The following is a 17265-nucleotide window of genomic DNA, read 5'->3' on the forward strand; positions in this document are numbered from 1 at the left end:
AACGAAGCGGTAAATCTCCGGCTGCGCCCGGCGGCCGTGAAACGGGAGGCGGGAAAGCTGGACGAGTTTGCGCGAATTCGCTATTGGAACGAGGGCCGGCAGAGCCAGCTGCTGCTGGAGCGCCAAGGCGTCGTGCTCGGCATCGGCGATGATGCGGCCGTCGTCGGGATGCCGCCGGATAAAGACGCCGGCAGGCTGGAGTGGCTGCTGGCGGTCGACACGATGGTGGAGACCGTCCATTTCAACGATGCGACGATGGAGCCGGAGGACATCGGCTGGAAGGCGCTTGCCGCGAACATCAGCGATATCGCGGCCATGGGCGGGGTGCCGCGGCATGCGCTGGTGTCCGTCAGCGTGCCGAAGGCGTGGGAGCCGGCAAGGGTGCGCCGGCTCTATGATGGGTTGTACGCGTGCGCCGAGCGTTACGGCGTCGCGGTGATTGGCGGCGATACGACGAGTTCGCCGCTGCATTTGGTTTTGGCCGTGACGGTGACGGGTACCGTCGAGGCCGGCAAGGCGGTCCGCCGGGCAGGGGCTGTGCCCGGCGACGCCGTGTTTGCGACCGGAGCGGCGGGGATGGCCGCGGCCGGTCTGCATGCGCTGCTCGCCGCAGCCGCCGGCGGTTCCGGCGGGCTTGCGGCGCTTGGCGGCGGCACGGGCGCGACGCCGCCGTTATGGCCGCCTCCGGCGGCCAAAGGCGGCATGGCCGCGCTGGTGCAGGCGCACCGCCGGCCGGCGCCTTCGGTGCGCGCGGCGCGGATGCTTGCCGCGCGCGGCACCGTTACGTCGCTGAACGACGTCAGCGACGGGCTCGCCAGCGAAGCCTGGGAAATCGCCGAGGCTTCGGGCGTGACGATCGCGCTGCGCGAGTCGGACTTGCCGCGAAGCGGCAGCATGACCGCTTACGCGCATGACTGCGGCGTGGATCCGCTGGAGTGGATCCTCTACGGCGGCGAAGACTACGTGCTGCTCGGCACGATGGCGGCCGCCGATGCGCAGGCGGCCAAGGCCGAGCTGGCCGAAGCCGGCCTGCCGATGTACATCATCGGAGAGGTGGAGGCAGTCGGCCCGGGCGTGGATTTGATCCGCGACCTGGATCACGTGCAAGCTGGCGGAAGACGAGGAGCAGGCTATTCGCCGGTGCGGGAGAAAGTCGCCAAGCGCGGCTACAATCATTTCGGAGGTTAGGAGCGGCTTGGTTATGAACGAAAGCTACGAATGGACCTGGACGGCGGAGAGCGAAGCCGATACCGTACGCTTGGCGGAAAAGCTGGCCGAGCTGGCGGTACCGGGAACGGTGCTGGCGCTGGACGGCGATTTAGGCGCGGGCAAGACGCGATTCTCGAAAGCCTTTGCAGCGGCGATCGGCGTTCGAGGCGTCGTGAACAGTCCGACGTTTACGATCATTAAAGAATATCAAGGCACGGAGCTGCCGCTCTATCATATGGACGTTTACCGGCTTTCCGAGCAAGAGGCGGACGAGCTCGGTCTGGACGATTATTTCTTCGGCGAAGGCGTCACCATCGTCGAATGGGCCAGCTTAATCGAGGCGCTGCTGCCGCCGGATCGGCTTCAGCTGTACATCGCCCATCTGGGCGGGGAAGAGCGGCGCATCACGATAACGGGGATCGGCATGCCGTATGCGGCTTGGTGCCGGCAACTACAGGCAAGAGATGGGAGCAAGTAAGAGATGAGTGAAATGATTACGCGGGCGCCGGACAGCAAGGAGGACTTGCTCGTGCTAGCGCTGGATACGTCGACCGCTTCGCTCGCGGCGGCGCTCGTGCGCGGCGATGAGGTGCTGCGCGACATTCAATCGCTGGCGGAACGGAACCATTCCGTTCATACGGTATCGGTCGTAAAGTCGCTGCTGACGGAATGCGGGATTCAACCGGAGGAACTGGCCGGCATTGCGATCGGCCAAGGGCCGGGCTCTTATACCGGCATGCGAATTGCGGTTGCGGTCGGCAAAACATTAGCCTGGGTCTGGCAGAAACCGCTCGTCGGCGTTTCGAGCCTAGAAGCGCTCGGCTATGGGGCTTGGCAGTCGGCGAAGAACCGCGTCACGGTCCGTCCGGTATGGATCGTGCCGATCATGGATGCCCGGCGCGGCCAGGTGTATACGTCCTCATTCGAGGCCGCTGGTTCTACGCAGGGATCGTGGAAGCGCTTGGCCAAAGACGGCATCCGCATGATGAACGATTGGGCAGACAAGCTGGCTGCGGACGCATGCTCGCTGGAGGCTGCTTCGAAGCCAGCTGCGATCTGGGTGGTCGGCGAGCTCCAGCTGCATCAAGCGGAGGTTGACAGGCTGCGGAGCCTGTCTCCGGACATCGAGGTGCTCGGCATCCCATATGTTCTGGAAGGGCGGTCGGTAGCCGCGCTCGGCCTGGCGCGGCTTGCTGCCGGGGAATCCGATGAAGCGCATACGTTTATCCCGAATTATACGCAGCTGACCGAGGCGGAAGTGAAGCTGCAGGAGCGTACAGCCTCACTGCGTCAGGGCCCGGGTTCGGCCACGGAAGGAGCGGGTACGCGTGACGGTCATTGATGTGAACCGGCTCGTTTTCCGGCAGATGACAATGGCTGACGTGAAGACGATCGTGGCGATTGAGCTCGAAAGCTTTACTTCCCCATGGTCGGAGGAAGCGTTCGTCAATGAGCTGACCAACAATCATTTTGCCCGCTATATGGTCATGGATTATGAAGGAGAAGTGATCGGCTACGGCGGCATGTGGACGATCATGGACGAAGCGCACGTGACGAACGTGGCGGTTCGCGAGCCGTACCGCGGCCACGGGTTGGGCGAGATGCTGATGGTGGAGCTGATGCGCACGGCCGTGCTGTTCGGCGCGAAGCGGATGACGCTGGAGGTACGGGTGACCAACGCCATCGCGCAGGGGTTGTACCGAAAGCTGGGCTTCGAGCCGTCCGGCATCCGGCCTGGCTATTATTCAGATAATAAGGAGGACGCGCTCATCATGTGGGCGGAATTGCCGTCCTACGACGAAGTGGAGCACCTGTATGATGACGACGACAAATGAACTGATTCTTGCCGTGGAAACGAGCTGCGACGAAACGGCGGTCGCGATCGTGCGCGGCGGCAAGGAGATTATTTCGAATATCGTGTCGAGCCAAATCGACACCCATCAGCGCTTTGGCGGCGTGGTGCCGGAAATCGCCTCGCGCAAGCACGTGGAATCGATAACGCTCATCATGGAGCAGGCGCTGAGGGAAGCCGGGGCGACGTTCCGCGACCTGTCCTCCGTTGCGGTTACGCAAGGGCCAGGACTCGTTGGCGCGCTGCTGGTCGGGATTGTAGCCGCGAAGAGCTTGGCAATGGCGCTTGATCTGCCGCTGATCGGCACGCATCATATCGCCGGCCATATCTATGCGAACCAGCTGGTGCACGAGATGGAATATCCGTGCCTGGCGCTCGTTGCGTCAGGCGGGCATACCGAGCTAGTCGTGCTGGAGAGCGAAGGGGTGTTCCGCATTATCGGACGCACCCGCGATGACGCCGTCGGCGAGGCGTACGACAAAGTGGCGCGGACGCTCAATTTCCCGTATCCGGGCGGGCCGTACATCGACCGGCTTGCTCAGCAGTCGGAGGAAGAATTTCAGCTGCCGCGCGCATGGCTGGAGCCGGACTCCTACGACTTCAGCTTCAGCGGTTTGAAATCGGCTGTCCTAGCGGCTATCAATTCAGCCAAAATGAAAGGCGAGCCGCTGCGCGAGGCCGCTCTAGCCCGCGGCTTTCAATCCTCCGTCATCGACGTGCTCGTGACCAAGTCGCTGCGAGCTGTCCGCGAGGTCGGCGCCAAGCAGCTGCTGCTGTGCGGCGGCGTGGCCGCCAACGGCGGGCTGCGCGCGGCATTGACCGAGCGCTGCAAGGAAGAAGGGATCACGCTGCTGATTCCGCCGATGAAGCTGTGCACGGACAACGCCGCGATGATCGGCGCCGCCGCGCATTTGAAGTGGATGCGCGGCGAGTTTACGCCGCTGGACATGAAGGCCGAGCCGGGTCTGTCGCTCGAAGAATGGTCGGTGCGGAGTTAGGCTCCCCCGGCCTAAAACTCTCTTATTTAGGGGACTATATAACTTGAAATCCAAAAATTTGTTTCTAGCAAGCACCTTAAGCGTCTTGTTTATCTTCGTCTTTATTTGCGCAATGATTGGCGGACCGGATGAATTCAGTGAAGGCGAGCGGCGGCTTGTGTATGCATTCGAGTGGATCACGACGTACATTGTCCCATGGGGCATCCTCTTGCTGCTGTACAAGATTTACAAGAAATAAAAAAATTTATTGATGTACGATGAAGATTAGTCGGTTAGGTCGTAGATGACGTCGAAAAAAGAACCTTCTTGCCCACGATCAAAGTGGAACGGAAGGTTCTATTTTTATTCGAGATGGGTACCGGCTAGGACTCGCATACATAAAAATCGACATATGAAGCCGTCAAAAAATGATTCGTACTTTTAGCCTGTTAGATGACTAAAGTAATGAACGCGGGTTTTTGGGCGAAAATCCGCTTTTGCGTAGTTGGTTAGTGAAATCGTTCTACAACCGGATGATATAAGGTAATTTTACCCATTGTTTCCGATCGATACGCCATAATTCAACAAAATGTCGTCCATTTGGACTACGATCGATTTATGTCTAAAAGCATGTCAAAATTATACGGAAAATTGAGGATAAAGCAGGATTTTAGGTAGAACTTGTCAGCCGTATGATGAAATCAATCGAATCGGCGAACGGAAAATCCGCTGAATCTCGATAAAGGCAAAGCCGTCGAAAGCCGGTGACGCAAAGCTAAAGGGGCTTCGGACGCATACCTATGCGACCATGCCAGCCAGCTGCCGAAAGATGAAGGGGAGCTTCTTTAGGGAACCCTCCTTTCGGGCTAAAGGTGGGTTATTTGACATTTCCGGGAGGTGGTTGTGTCGAAATGAAGCTGTTGATCCAGGAGAGCGGCCAGTTAGTTGGTCATCGAATCGTGGAAGCGCATACATTTCTTAGGAGACTAAGAGGTCTTATGCTGACGGATTCGCTCGCGGAAGGAAACGGCCTGCATATTCGACCATGCCAAGGGGTGCATTCGTTTTTCATGAAGTATCCCATTGATGTTCTGCATCTTAGCGAAGACAACATCGTGATAGGCTTGGAGCAAGAATTGAGGCCGGGTAAAATCGGCGCAAACATTCGGGGCACCCATTCCGTTGTCGAGCTGCCTGCAGGAACGATTGCCAGCGCGGGAATATGTATCGGACAAACGGCCATGTTTACCCAATAAACCAAAACCACTTTAGGGGGAAATTTCAAATGATGAACAAACTTATCGGTCTGGTAAAAGAAGAGCAAGGTCAAGGCATGACGGAGTACGGCTTGGTGCTTGGCCTGATCGCGGTAGCGGTCGTAACGATTTTGGTTGCTCTTCGCGGCAAGATCGTTGCTCTGTTCGAAAATGCGGAAACAGCAGTCGATACCGGTGTTGATGGATTGACAGAAACGCCATAAGCGGCTGAGTTTGCTCTAGGGCCATACGTTGATCTGATTCAACGTATGGTCTTTTTCATACGCGCATGAAACGGAGGAACCGTCCGTGATGGTCAATGCAGTACTGCTCGCGGTCCTAACCATTTGCCTGGTGACCGATCTGAAGAACAGGAAGATTTATAACAAGGTCCTATTCCCTGCGCTGATTCTTGCAGTGATCCTGCACCTTTACTTTGACGGGTTGGCAGGGCTTCGGCATTCCCTACTAGGTTTTACCCTCGGGCTCGGAATTCTAATCATCCCTTATTTTTTAGGAGGAATGGGGGCCGGGGACGTCAAGCTGCTTGCCGTCATCGGCGCGCTTAAAGGCGCGGCGTTCGTTGCTGCCACATCCATCTACATGGCGCTTTTCGGTGGGGTTATGGCACTGGCTATCGTTCTCTTTAAGAAAGGACTTCGGGAGCGCCTGCAATTCGTATGGTATGTGCTCATATGCTTAAAACTTCGAGTTAAGCCCCAGATTCGAGGCTATTGGACGGAAGGAGCGTATCCCTATGGCGTTGCCATTGCAGGGGGGACCGCGGTTTGCTTGGGTCTGAAAGGATGGGGACTGGGATGATCAAAGAACAGAAGGGGCAATCGATGGTGGAATTCGCCTTGCTCCTTCCCTTGGTACTGTTGCTCATTTGCGGCATCGTCGACATCGGCCGCCTCATGTTTGCCTATGCCAGCTTGAATATGACGGCGCAGGAAGCGGTGCGGCTGGGCGGGTTGGGAAGCAGCGATGCGGAAATCGAGACCTATGCGAAGGATCATTTGATCATCGGTAATCCGGATGACCTAGAGGTGACCATCTCGCCGAATGAATCCGCAAGAAAATCCGGCGATAACGTGAAGGTGGCACTCTCTTACGAGCTTCCGATGATCACGCCGATCATCAAGGGAATCATGCCGACCCCGATTCTTTCAGTGAACTCGACCATACGGGTGGAATAGGAAGTGGTCATGATAATCGCGCTTTTGAAAAAGCTAATGCGGGAACAGCGGGGCAGCACGGTTGTGCTGATCGGATTCGGACTGACGATGCTGCTTACCGTTACCGGGCTGGTTGTCGACGGCAGCACGCTGTACGCCGAGAAGAGCCAGCTGCAGAAGGCTGCGAATGCAGCTGCGCTATCGGGGGCGCAAGAACTGACGGCCGGGCAAACCAATGTCGAGGCCATAGTGAATGATATTTTGCTTCAGAATGATGAGCAAGGCAGTCTAGCTGGAACGGATGTATTGCTGAAGTCGAGCGTTCAAGTCAATCTGCAGAGGGAAGTTCCGCTGAGTTTCGGTAAACTGCTCGGCAAGAAGAGCGTCCTCGTGAGCGCGAAGGCTAAAGCGCAGATCATGCCGATGACGGCCGCCGCGGGAGCGGCTCCGCTTGGGATCGACGAGTCGATCCAGCTGGAATTCTATAAGCCCTATAAGCTTAAAGTGGACAGCTCAGGCGTAGAAACCGGATATTTTGGCATATTGGCGCTTGGCGGCACAGGCGCAAGTACCTATGAGAACAACCTTAAGTACGGTTACCAGGATAATATTGAGATCGGCGATATTATCGAAACGCAAACCGGTAACGTTGCGGGAAAAACGAGGGAGGGCGTACAGCTTCGAATAGATTCCGATCCGTATACTCCCGGAGATTACTCGCACCGCGACTCTCCCCGGATCATCCTCATTCCCGTTTATAAGCCCTATGAGCATGACTCCAATCAACTAAAATCCATCAAAGTAACGGGCTTCGCCTACTTCTACATTTCCGAACCGATGTCCAGCAACGATACATCGATTACCGGCATGTTCATCGAACGGACCGGCACGGGCTATGCCGCACCGGGTGCGGTAACCAAAGGCGCTTATGTCATTAAGCTCGTGAAATAACTCCATACTTTTTGCTTGAGGACAGGTGACACCAGATGAGATCAAAGCTCGTACTAATCGCTGCCCTGCTGATGGGGATCGTGACGACGGTGCTGTTCTTCAATTACATGAAGCAGTACAAGGAAGTGCCCGCCGCGAAGGAGAGCCTCGTAAGAGTCGTTGCGGTTAAGCAGGACATTAAGAAGAACACGAAGCTGACCGCAGGCATGCTGCAAATCGTTCAAGTACCGGCATCTGCCGTTCATGCCAAGACGCTTCGCAATCAGGCGGATGCCGAAGGCAAAATATCGGCCTCCGATCTCGCCGCAGGCGAGATGCTGCTGGCCAACCACCTAAAGGATCAAGAGGAAGAGGCGCAATTCGTCAGCAAAAAGGTGAGGGACGGATACCGCGCCGTCTCAATCGGGGTCAACATCGTTCAGTCGGTGTCGAACCTGATCGAACCGGGCGATTACGTCGACGTCGTCTATACGAGAGTGGACGAAACGAAGCTGGATGCAACGAATAAGGACAAACCGAAGCCCTACATTTCAACCGTTCTGCTCGAGAATGCTCATGTTCTTGCGATCGGCAGAAGAATGGTCGAAGCCGCTGCGGATACCCCTTATGCGGAATATGCGCAGGTGACGTTGGAATTAAAGCCCGAAGACGGCGTGAAGGTCATTAACGCCGACGAAAATCCGGACTGGACCGTCAGCTTGATGCTGAACAGCCGGATCGTCAAGGATCAGACGAGCACGGAGAAGAAATAGGCAATAGGCACGGGAGGAACAAGCGATGAACCAAGAAGATACGGGCAGTGTCTTGCAGCCGGGCGCCAAGCGGGGCGAAATGATCGCGGTTTGCAGCGGGAAAGGCGGTATCGGGAGAACCGTCCTGGCCGCCAATCTTGCGGTTGCGTTAACCAAGAAGAACATTCAGATCGGGCTGCTCGACGGAAACTTTCAGTTCGGAGATATTGCGCTTTCGCTGGACCTTCATCCGACTTGCACGATTAAGGACGTCGCCGAAGGGATCGCGGACATGGATCGCTACACCTTCGCCAATTACCTCATTCACCACAGCAGCGGGGTGAAGGTGCTGGCTGCGCCGGATAGGCCCGAATTCGCTGACTTGATTACCCCCGTTGTCATCGACCGCGCCGTTGATTTGCTGCTGGCGCAGCACGATTATCTCATCGTGGATACCGGGGTCGGACTGCAGGAGAAAACGATTCAATTCATTGAGAAGGCGGATCAGATTTTCCTGCTGACAACGCCGGAAATGGCTGCAATCAAGAGCACCAAGCTGATGCTTGAGACGCTTGAGCTGCTTGGCCACAGGGATAAAACGCAGCTTGTCATCAACCGTTCCACGATGGAAAGCGTCATTAAAGCTTCGGATGTGTCGGAAATACTGGGCTTTGAAACGCCCTTGTACATCCCGAGCGAGCCGCAGCTCGTTGCGCAGTCTTTGAATGTCGGTATTCCTTTTGTTGCGAACCACGCCAAGACGGACATTTCCAAGGCAGTGTTCAAGCTGGCGGAACAACTGGTCTCCCGCCGGGAAATTTCATTGTTTAAGCCAGCCAAACAAGGGTCCTTCTTCCAACAGTTATTCCATAAAACGCCGAAAACGACGACTTAGCTCTTCTGAGGAGGATGCACAACATGAGTCTTCTCGATAAAGTTCAAGCCAAAGCCGCGCTTCTGGGCGCAGACGCCGCGGCGGCCGACGAAACGGCTGCCGCCGCTGAATCGAGCAAGCCGGCGAAGAAGGATTTGCTGACAACCTTCCGCCAAGTCCGGGGAACGGACCCGCGCCCGAAGGAACAGGCGGGGCAAATCTCCAAGCATCAGGAGCTTAAGAACAAGCTGCACAAGCAGATTTTGCATGACTTGAAAGATGATGATGTCGATGCCATCCTGCCGAAGATCGATGCGATGGCCATTCAAATGATCTCCGAGGATGAAGGCTTTCGGGGAAAAGTAGACCGGAAGAAGGTGGTCGACGAAATCATCCATGACTTGACCGGCTTCGGTCCGATCAATCCGCTGCTGCTCGATCCCGAGGTCACGGAGGTCATGGTGAACGGCCCTAATCAGGTGTACGTGGAGCGAAACGGCAAAATCGAGCTCTCCTACGTGCAGTTTCGTGACGACGAGCACGTCATGCATATCATCGAGAAGATCGTCTCGCCTATCGGCCGCCGCGTGGATGAGAGCAGCCCGATGGTTGATGCCCGGCTTCCCGACGGCTCCCGCGTGAACGTCATCATTCCGCCTCTGGCACTAGTCGGGCCTACGATCACGATCCGAAAGTTTTCCAAAGATCCGTATACGATCGAGAATTTGATCAACTTCGGCACGGTCACGCGAGATATGGCGATTTTTCTCGATGCCTGCGTAAAGGCGAGGCTGAATATTTTCGTCAGCGGGGGCACGGGATCGGGGAAGACGACTACGCTGAACGTCCTGTCCTCGTTCATTCCGGCCGACGAGCGTATCGTGACGATAGAGGATGCGGCGGAGCTTCAGCTTAGCCAGGAGCACGTCGTGTCGCTGGAGTCTCGTCCGCCTAATATCGAGGGTAAAGGGGCGATTACGATTCGGGATCTCGTGCGCAACTCGCTGCGGATGCGTCCCGAGCGGATCGTGATTGGGGAGGTGCGCGGCGGCGAGGCGCTCGACATGCTGCAGGCCATGAATACCGGTCACGACGGCTCGCTTGCGACAGGCCACTCCAATAGTCCTAGGGATATGATCGCTAGACTTGAGACGCTTGTGCTCATGGGCGGAATCGAGCTGCCGGTCAAGGCGATCCGCGAGCAGATCGCGGGTGCGGTCGATCTCATTATCCAGCAATCCCGTCTCAAGGACGGCTCCCGTAAAATCACGAATATTACCGAGGTGCTCGGCATGGAAGGCGACATCATCGTCCTGCAGGATATTTTCACGTATAGACAGATCGGCGTGGATGCGAACGGCAAGATTATCGGCAAGCTGGTGCCGACCGGCGTACGTCCGAAGTTCTACGAAAGGCTGGAAACCTCGGGCATCCATATCCCGGCATCCGTGTTTATAGAAGAGGAGTGAAGTCATGCTTTGGATTCTCCTGGGCATGTTCGCGCTTAGCAGCTTTCTGTTTTTTTGCGCGCTGCTGCAGCAGCTGTTTATGTCCAACAGCCGCATGGACAAGCGGATGAAGCGCTTCTTGGAGCTGAACGACAAGAAGAAGCTGAGCCGGAAGAAGTTCAACCTTCTCGTCTCGCTGCAGCTGTACAAAACAACGGTGCGAGACCGCGTGTTAACGAAGCAGAAGGGCAAAAGACTGGAAACGATGCTGAATCTTGCAGGTGTTCCGCTCAAACCTGAAGAGTTTATTATTTTCCGATGGATGAGCACGGCGGTCGTCGGCGGGTTGTTTTATTTGCTGTTTGGCCAAGCGCTGTTTCTGTTAGTCGGCGCGTCTGCCGGCTTCATGCTGCCGCGTCTATGGATCGGGCGCAAGCGGAAAAAGCGGCTCGCCGAATTCAATGATGGTCTGCTCGATATGCTGACCACGGTAATCGGCTCTCTCCGCGCAGGCTTCAGCTTCTCGCAGGCATTAAAGACGGTCTGCGACGAGTCGGAAGGCGTCGTGCGGGACGAAACGGAGATTGTGCTGAAGGACATGCAGTACGGGACGAGCATGGAGGATGCGCTGAACGAATGGAAGGATCGGATTCCAAGCGAGGATTTGGATCTCATGATTCAGGCCATTCTCATTCAGCGCCAAATCGGCGGTAACCTGGCAGTCATTCTCGAAACGATCGTGCAGACCATCCGCGACCGCAGCCAAATTCAACGCCAGATCACGACTCTTACGGCACAAGGGCGGATGTCAGGGGTGGTCATCGGCTTGCTGCCGTTCGTCCTAGGACTCTTGTTGTACATGATCGAGCCTAGCTATATCGGTTCCTTATTTCATCACACCATCGGCATTGCGATGGTGTGCGCGGGGCTGATTTCCGGCAGCATCGGATTGTTTTTCATACGCAAAATTACGACGATCGAGGTGTAAGGAGTGCTATACGCGGCATTTTGCATGACGGTCACATTGACGATCTACGCCCTCTTCGTGCTTCGGGACGAAAGGAAGAAGCTGCTGAAGCGAAGGCTGTCGCACATCACCGGGCATGTGTCCGATGCTGGGACGGCGGTCATGCTTCCGGCTGAGAGAGAAGCCACCTTCCTGAGCCGTACGCTGCTGCCCGTGTGGAGAGAGCTTCGGCGCGGGTTCAGCCGGACGCTGGAAGAGCGCAAGTTAGCACGGCTTGAGCTGAGATTGCTGCAGGCCGGCAGACCGTTTGGCATGTCACCGGTCGATTACCGGATGCTGCAGCTTACGCTTATACTCGCGATGCCGGGGATCGCCGGTTTCTATGGATTTCTACTGAACATGAATAACGGCGTAATCATGCTCTTCGCATTTGCCGGCCTGCTCATCGCCATCGTGCTTCCGGACTACTATTTAAGCTTGAAGGCAAAGAGCCGCAGCAAATTCGCGCTCCGGGAGCTGCCGGATGTCTTAGACCTGTTGACCGTCAGCCTGGAAGCGGGCCTTGGCTTCGATGCGGCGCTGACGAAGCTGATTTCCAAGAAAAATGGAGTGCTGGCCGAGGAATTTAGGCACTGCCTGGAGGAAATCCGGCTCGGCCGGACAAGGCGCGAAGCGCTTTCGGGCGTGAAGGAGAGGCTCCTGTTAGACGAAATCAAAGTGCTGATCAGCAGCATTCTGCAAGCGGAGAAGCTGGGGATCGGGATGGTACAGGTACTCCGGATTCAGTCCCACGAGGTGCGCCAGCAACGCAAGCAGCGCGCGGAAGAGGAAGCGATGAAAGCGCCGATCAAAATGCTGTTTCCGCTTGTGCTGTTTATCTTCCCTAGCTTGTTTATCGTCCTTCTAGGCCCGGTCGCCATTCAATTTATCGAGACATTTTCTAAAAAATAGCCTGAAAGGAGGGAGGCCCATATGCGAATCGGCGAACTTCTGGTGATGAACGGTTTGATTACGGAGCAGCAGCTTGGGCTTGCGCTCGAAGAGCAGCGAAGCAGTTCGTCAAAGCTTGGGGAAATCTTGGTTTCCAATCAGGTGATCAGCGAGCGGCAGCTCGTGGAGGCGCTAGAGTTTCAGCTAGGCGTGCCCGTCGTCATGATGGCGGAGATGCCATTCGATCCTGCCGTTGTCCATTTGATTCCGGAGACGATTGCCCGCAAGCATCAGGTGCTGTCGGTGGGCAGGGACGGGGGAAGGATTCGGGTGGCGATGCAAGATCCGCTCGATCATGAGGCGGTCAAGCAAATCCAAATGGTTTCCGGGCTTCAAGTGCTGCCCATGCTGGCGACCCGTGCGGAAATTACCGAGTCGATCATTCGTTTTTACGGAACGGATGAATCGACGGAAGCATGGAACGAGCTTCTTAAGGCGGCGATCGCAAGCAAGGCGTCCGGCATCGATTTGGAAGCGTCCGAGCACGGTTTGACCGTACGATTCCGAATCGGCGAGTCGATCCATGAGCACGGCCGGATTACGAAAGCCAAGCAGCAGCTCTTGGTCGAACGAATAAAACGGCTGGCAGGGATGCCGATTGACCGATCGCCGCTGCCTCAAACCGGCCGGTATGAGACGATCGTCGACCATACGCCGCTTGCGGTTAGAGCTTCTTCGCTGCCCACGCTTTACGGAGAAAGCTTTTATTTGGCAATATCGGACCCGTATTCACCGCCGTTGAAGCTGCATGAGCTTGATTTTGTCGAGCGCGACCTTAAGGAGCTGGAGCAGGCTCTTCAGCAAACAGGGGGGATTGTCATCGTAGCGGGACCTCCGGGATCAGGCAAAACGGCGGTTTCGCAAGCCATGATCGACCATAAACGGCCGGCCCACCGTAAAATCATTACGCTGGAAAGTCCGATCGCCAAAGTAATACCCGGCATTACCCAGGTGGAGCTGAAAGAAGAGTCCGGCTTAACGGTCGACCGCACCTTGCGTGCAGCCCTGCGCCATAAGCCCGATCTGGTGTGGATTGACGGCCTGACGGATGCGGCTTCCGTTGCAACGGCTCTATCTGCGGCACGGTTCGGCCCCTCCATCATCGGTACGATGACCGCCAAACATGCCTTTGATTCCTTAGGCAGGTTAATGGCTGTCGTCTGCGATAAGGAGCTTCTTGCTTCGTCGCTGCACTGCATTGTTGCCCAGCGGCTTGTGCGCCGAGTTTGCAAACAATGCGCGCAGTCCGTACCCGCGAGCGACGAGGAAATGCGCCAGCTGGAAGCGGCAGGTCTCGTTAATGCCGACTCGGCCAAGAGCTCATCCAAAGGGACGATCGGGAATTTCAGGTCTTTTATTTTTACGCAGATGAGCGGAAAACCGGCGGTGTTCCGGGGAAGCGGTTGCCGGGCTTGCGGCGAAACCGGATATCAAGGGGTTGTTGCTATTCAGGAAGTGTTGACGATCGATGACGCGATCAAGGAACGAATTGCTAGCGGCAAGCCGATTGCGGACATTCAGAAGCAGGCGGCCCAGAACGGCCATAAGGAGCTGCTTTACAACGGTTTGCTTAAAGCCAGGGAAGGGCTCACGACTGTTGAGGAAGCGCTTAAGGTGTTGAAATAACAGCAATAGGGGGACAAGGGCGATGGCTTACCGTTTCTTAGTCGTAGACGATACGAATTTCATGCGCAAGATGGCTTCGGAGTGCTTGCGTCAGTTTGGTTATGAAGTGGTTGGCGAGGCGGCAGACGGCAAGGAAGCGATCCGGCTTTATGATGAGCTGCGTCCGGATGTCGTGCTGATGGATTTGACTATGCCGGAAATGAACGGCGTGCAAGCGATAAAGTCGATCTTAGGCATTAATCCGGAAGCCGTCGTTCTGATTTGCACGGCGAGCAACGAGAAAGGGCTCGTACTCGAAGCGATGGATGCCGGGGCGAAGGGCTATCTAATGAAGCCGTTCAATACGAGCCGGCTGCAGGAAGTAATTCGCAAGTACGCGGAGCCTTATCTTGCCGCGAAGACGGAAACCGAGGCGGCAGTTCAGGAGGAAGAGGCTGGCGTGGAAGCGGAAGTTGAAGCGGAAGCTGAAGTTGAAGCTGTGGTTGAAGTTGAGGCTGAAGCTGAAGCTGAGGTTCCTGTTGATACGGTGACGGAAGAACACACAGAGGAGCTTGCGGATGCAGATGATGCTTCTGTCCGTGCCGCATTGGAGATCGTTGAAGAGGCAGCAGCGATGACCGCTGTCGCTTCAGCGACTTTGGAACTAGAGCCTGTGAGAGAGGAATCAGTTCCCAAGGCGGAGGAGATGCCGTCAATTCGTCATGCAGCACCGGCAGAAAATGAAACTAGAAGGGAGAGAACAAGATTGAAGAGCTTCGTAAGCAGCATTATGTGTCAATGGCAGGAGGAGAAAGATGGGGAAACGGTCGCTTATTCCGTCGTGTGTACGGAAAGCGAGGATAAGCTGGTGATCGAAAGAACGAGCGGGAACGCGGAAAAGCAGGTGATTCCATTCACGCTGGAAGGCTTCCGGGAGCTGGCAGGTTGGCTTGACAATCATTTAGGCGCCCGGCAGTAGGCTGCGCGGCGTCTGAAAATGAAGAGAGAGGATGAAAAACCGATTGAAACATCTTAAAATGCCAATCGTCTGGGTAATGTGTTTCCTGATGGTTTTCACATTATCTATCCCCTATCATGTATCCGCAGATACGATGTCCTTCAGTCTCCGGGTAGGCGAGAAACTCCCGCTCCAGGCCATCATTGAACTGCCTGCTCTCGAAGAAGAAGCCAATGGTTTGAAGATCAAATGGATCAGTTCCGATCAAGACATTGCCAAAGTAGATTCAAATGATACCCTTATCGGAGTTTCGAAAGGGAATGTAACCATTCGGGCGAGCATCGATGGAATTGCCAATCCGCTGGCTGAACTCCAGGTTCAAGTTATTTCAACGGTTCAGGGTGTCGAACTGGATAAGACAACTCTTTCGCTTGCACTGGGTCAAACCTCAGAACTGAAAGCATACGTCAAGCCATATAATGCATATTTACAAGAAGTAAAGTGGCAGACCACCGATCGGAATATTGTTACCGTAAGTAAAGACGGTAAACTTACGGCGACGGGTATAGGGGAAGCAACGATAACTGCTGTAACAACGGATGGCGGGTATAGCGCGACCTGTAAAATTACGGTTAGCAGTAATACTACGGGAATTCAAGTATCCAAGGAGTTTGTCTTGCCTGTCGGACAGAAGAAAACCATTAATGCCCAAGTGGTTCCTAACAACGGGTATAACCAGGAGTTTTGGTATACGATCGCTGATCCGAGAATCGCCAAAATCGACTCGAAAGGCGTGATTACTCCTCTTCACGAAGGATCGACCTCTGTAACATTAATGACTAAAGACAAACGTCATTCGACAGTGATCACCATTCGGGTTACATCCAATATCGAACACTTCTACGTTGCGGATAAAAGCGGCAAGAAGCTCAGTTCCCTAACGTTAAAAGCAGGGCAGGAATTCCCATTGTTCTTTATAGGGGATCCAAATGACTTCCGGGCACTGGATCATTATCACTGGTCTGTTATAAATGCCGATAAACGAATCGCAAGCATTGATTCCAAAGGCAAACTCAAGGGATTGAGCGCTGGAACGACAACGCTTACCTTTACTCTTAAAGAAGAAGCAAAGCTCCTCACGCATACTCTGCAAATTACCGTGGTTTCCACAGTGAAAAGCGTGGAGCTGAATAAGACGAAAACGAAGCTTCCTGTCGGCGGTTCCGAACAACTGAAAGCTACGGTTATGCCGCTTAACGCCTTCTTGAAGGAAGTGAAGTGGACATCGAGCAATTCCAAAGTTGTCAGCGTGAATCCTAAAACAGGACAGCTCAAAGGGCTGTCCATCGGTACGGCGATCATCACGGCGACAACGACCGATGGCAAGAAAGTAGCCACTTGCAACGTCACCGTTTATGGAATCGCCAAGAGCATTTATGTTCCTTCCACTTCCCTGAAGGTAACTATGGGAAGCAACTATTCATTTACTGCCAAAGTACTTCCAATCCTAACGATTAATAATGAAATAACCTACAAGCTGCTAACAACTAACGGTGCGAAGATCGTACAAGTCAAAAAAGGAAAAGACGGATTATTCACCCTTACCGGATTAAAACCGGGTGAAACGCAATTGGAGCTTACATCGAAAGATGGAGGGCATAAAAAAATCATAAACATTCAAGTGGTTCCAACTGAAGTCAAAGTTGTCATTACTAAGCCTTAATGACCGAATCATAGGATGTTTAAATTTCAGAATTGACAGACGATTCGGGCGAGTATATAATAGGCAACAACACTTCAAAAATATGTGAAACGCGACGAACAGGAGCAGTAAAGCGTGAAGCCGGGAACAGAGAGCTGCGGGTTGGTGCAACGCAGTCGAAGGCCGCTTGAACCTCGCCTGGGAGCGGAATAACGGAAACGAGCATCGCAGTCGGCCGAAGGCCAAGGCTAACGGGCAGCTCGCGTACGTTTTTACGGTTGACCCTCGTGATCGGGTGCATGGCTTCGATTTCTAGAATCGATGACATGCTTAAGCGGGCGTTCCGCGCACTTCGGCTAGTATGTCCGGGGGGAACGTCAACAAGGGTGGTACCGCGTCGGACTTATAAAGTCTGTCGTCTCTTGAATAAGAGACGGCAGGCTTTTTTTGATTTTCGGTGAAGTGTCAGGACAAACGAAACACAACGATATCTCATATAGATGAAACGCAATGAACAGGAGCAGTAGGATTCAAATCCGGGAACATGCAGAGAGCTGCGGGGTGGTG

At 54.9% G+C, this 17265-nt stretch carries 19 protein-coding genes and 1 riboswitch; all 19 genes read left to right on the plus strand.

The window, feature by feature from the left end; genetic code table 11:
- Positions 1–36: 36 nt before the first annotated feature.
- The 19 genes from thiL to DL346_RS26075 all read left to right on the plus strand — a co-directional run bounded on the left by thiL (position 37) and on the right by DL346_RS26075 (position 16719).
- A complete protein-coding gene (gene thiL / locus DL346_RS25985; RefSeq protein ID WP_240633424.1) occupies positions 37–1188 on the plus strand; it encodes a thiamine-phosphate kinase in 1152 nt (383 codons plus the stop codon).
- Between the two features lie 13 nt (positions 1189–1201).
- On the plus strand, positions 1202–1687 hold the full coding sequence (tsaE, locus tag DL346_RS25990; RefSeq protein WP_112885302.1) for a tRNA (adenosine(37)-N6)-threonylcarbamoyltransferase complex ATPase subunit type 1 TsaE: 486 nt from the start codon (positions 1202–1204) through the stop codon (positions 1685–1687).
- A gap of 3 nt (positions 1688–1690) precedes the next feature.
- Positions 1691–2551, plus strand: coding sequence for a tRNA (adenosine(37)-N6)-threonylcarbamoyltransferase complex dimerization subunit type 1 TsaB (gene tsaB, locus DL346_RS25995; RefSeq protein WP_240633425.1), 861 nt, complete (start codon positions 1691–1693; stop codon positions 2549–2551).
- Positions 2538–3044, plus strand: coding sequence for a ribosomal protein S18-alanine N-acetyltransferase (gene rimI, locus DL346_RS26000; protein WP_276311585.1), 507 nt, complete (start codon positions 2538–2540; stop codon positions 3042–3044). The genes tsaB and rimI overlap by 14 nt, the downstream gene beginning before the upstream one ends.
- Positions 3025–4059 carry a tRNA (adenosine(37)-N6)-threonylcarbamoyltransferase complex transferase subunit TsaD gene (tsaD, locus tag DL346_RS26005; RefSeq protein ID WP_112885304.1) on the plus strand — a complete coding sequence of 345 codons (1035 nt, stop codon included), beginning with the start codon at positions 3025–3027 and terminating at the stop codon, positions 4057–4059. The genes rimI and tsaD overlap by 20 nt, the downstream gene beginning before the upstream one ends.
- A 43-nt stretch (positions 4060–4102) precedes the next feature.
- Entirely contained in the window at positions 4103–4297 is a 195-nt protein-coding gene (locus DL346_RS26010) for a hypothetical protein (protein WP_112885305.1), read from the plus strand.
- A 475-nt stretch (positions 4298–4772) separates the two neighbouring features.
- Positions 4773–4865: riboswitch (cyclic di-GMP riboswitch) on the plus strand.
- 84 nt (positions 4866–4949) lie between these two features.
- Positions 4950–5294 carry a DUF192 domain-containing protein gene (locus tag DL346_RS26015; RefSeq protein WP_112885306.1) on the plus strand — a complete coding sequence of 115 codons (345 nt, stop codon included), beginning with the start codon at positions 4950–4952 and terminating at the stop codon, positions 5292–5294.
- Between the two features lie 29 nt (positions 5295–5323).
- Positions 5324–5518 (plus strand): Flp family type IVb pilin, encoded by a 195-nt coding sequence (locus DL346_RS26020; RefSeq protein WP_112885307.1) that lies wholly within the window; start codon positions 5324–5326, stop codon positions 5516–5518.
- Between the two features lie 88 nt (positions 5519–5606).
- Positions 5607–6116, plus strand: a complete 510-nt coding sequence (locus DL346_RS26025) for an A24 family peptidase (RefSeq protein WP_240633445.1) — start codon at positions 5607–5609, stop codon at positions 6114–6116.
- Positions 6113–6493: a TadE/TadG family type IV pilus assembly protein gene (locus DL346_RS26030; protein ID WP_112885309.1), complete on the plus strand. Its 381-nt coding sequence runs from the start codon at positions 6113–6115 to the stop codon at positions 6491–6493. Before DL346_RS26025 ends, DL346_RS26030 begins: the two co-directional genes overlap by 4 nt.
- 9 nt (positions 6494–6502) lie before the next feature.
- Positions 6503–7423, plus strand: a complete 921-nt coding sequence (locus DL346_RS26035) for a pilus assembly protein TadG-related protein (protein WP_112885310.1) — start codon at positions 6503–6505, stop codon at positions 7421–7423.
- Positions 7424–7458: 35 nt separating this feature from the next.
- A complete protein-coding gene (cpaB, locus tag DL346_RS26040) occupies positions 7459–8175 on the plus strand; it encodes a Flp pilus assembly protein CpaB (protein WP_112885311.1) in 717 nt (238 codons plus the stop codon).
- A 25-nt stretch (positions 8176–8200) separates the two neighbouring features.
- Positions 8201–9049 carry a CpaE/TadZ family protein gene (locus DL346_RS26045; protein ID WP_112885312.1) on the plus strand — a complete coding sequence of 283 codons (849 nt, stop codon included), beginning with the start codon at positions 8201–8203 and terminating at the stop codon, positions 9047–9049.
- Between the two features lie 23 nt (positions 9050–9072).
- The gene (locus DL346_RS26050) at positions 9073–10497 is read left to right on the plus strand and encodes a TadA family conjugal transfer-associated ATPase (protein WP_112885313.1); all 1425 of its coding nucleotides are present in this window, start codon (positions 9073–9075) and stop codon (positions 10495–10497) included.
- A 4-nt stretch (positions 10498–10501) separates the two neighbouring features.
- Positions 10502–11464 (plus strand): type II secretion system F family protein, encoded by a 963-nt coding sequence (locus DL346_RS26055; RefSeq protein WP_112885314.1) that lies wholly within the window; start codon positions 10502–10504, stop codon positions 11462–11464.
- A gap of 24 nt (positions 11465–11488) precedes the next feature.
- Positions 11489–12394: a type II secretion system F family protein gene (locus DL346_RS26060; RefSeq protein ID WP_240633427.1), complete on the plus strand. Its 906-nt coding sequence runs from the start codon at positions 11489–11491 to the stop codon at positions 12392–12394.
- A 21-nt stretch (positions 12395–12415) separates the two neighbouring features.
- Entirely contained in the window at positions 12416–14059 is a 1644-nt protein-coding gene (locus DL346_RS26065) for a GspE/PulE family protein (protein WP_112885316.1), read from the plus strand.
- Between the two features lie 22 nt (positions 14060–14081).
- Positions 14082–15017, plus strand: a complete 936-nt coding sequence (locus tag DL346_RS29825) for a response regulator (protein ID WP_206098592.1) — start codon at positions 14082–14084, stop codon at positions 15015–15017.
- Positions 15018–15060: 43 nt separating this feature from the next.
- Positions 15061–16719: an Ig-like domain-containing protein gene (locus tag DL346_RS26075; protein WP_165822681.1), complete on the plus strand. Its 1659-nt coding sequence runs from the start codon at positions 15061–15063 to the stop codon at positions 16717–16719.
- Positions 16720–17265 lie beyond the last annotated feature (546 nt).

Source organism: Paenibacillus montanisoli, assembly GCF_003268025.1.
Lineage (GTDB): Bacteria > Bacillota > Bacilli > Paenibacillales > Paenibacillaceae > Paenibacillus_Z > Paenibacillus_Z montanisoli.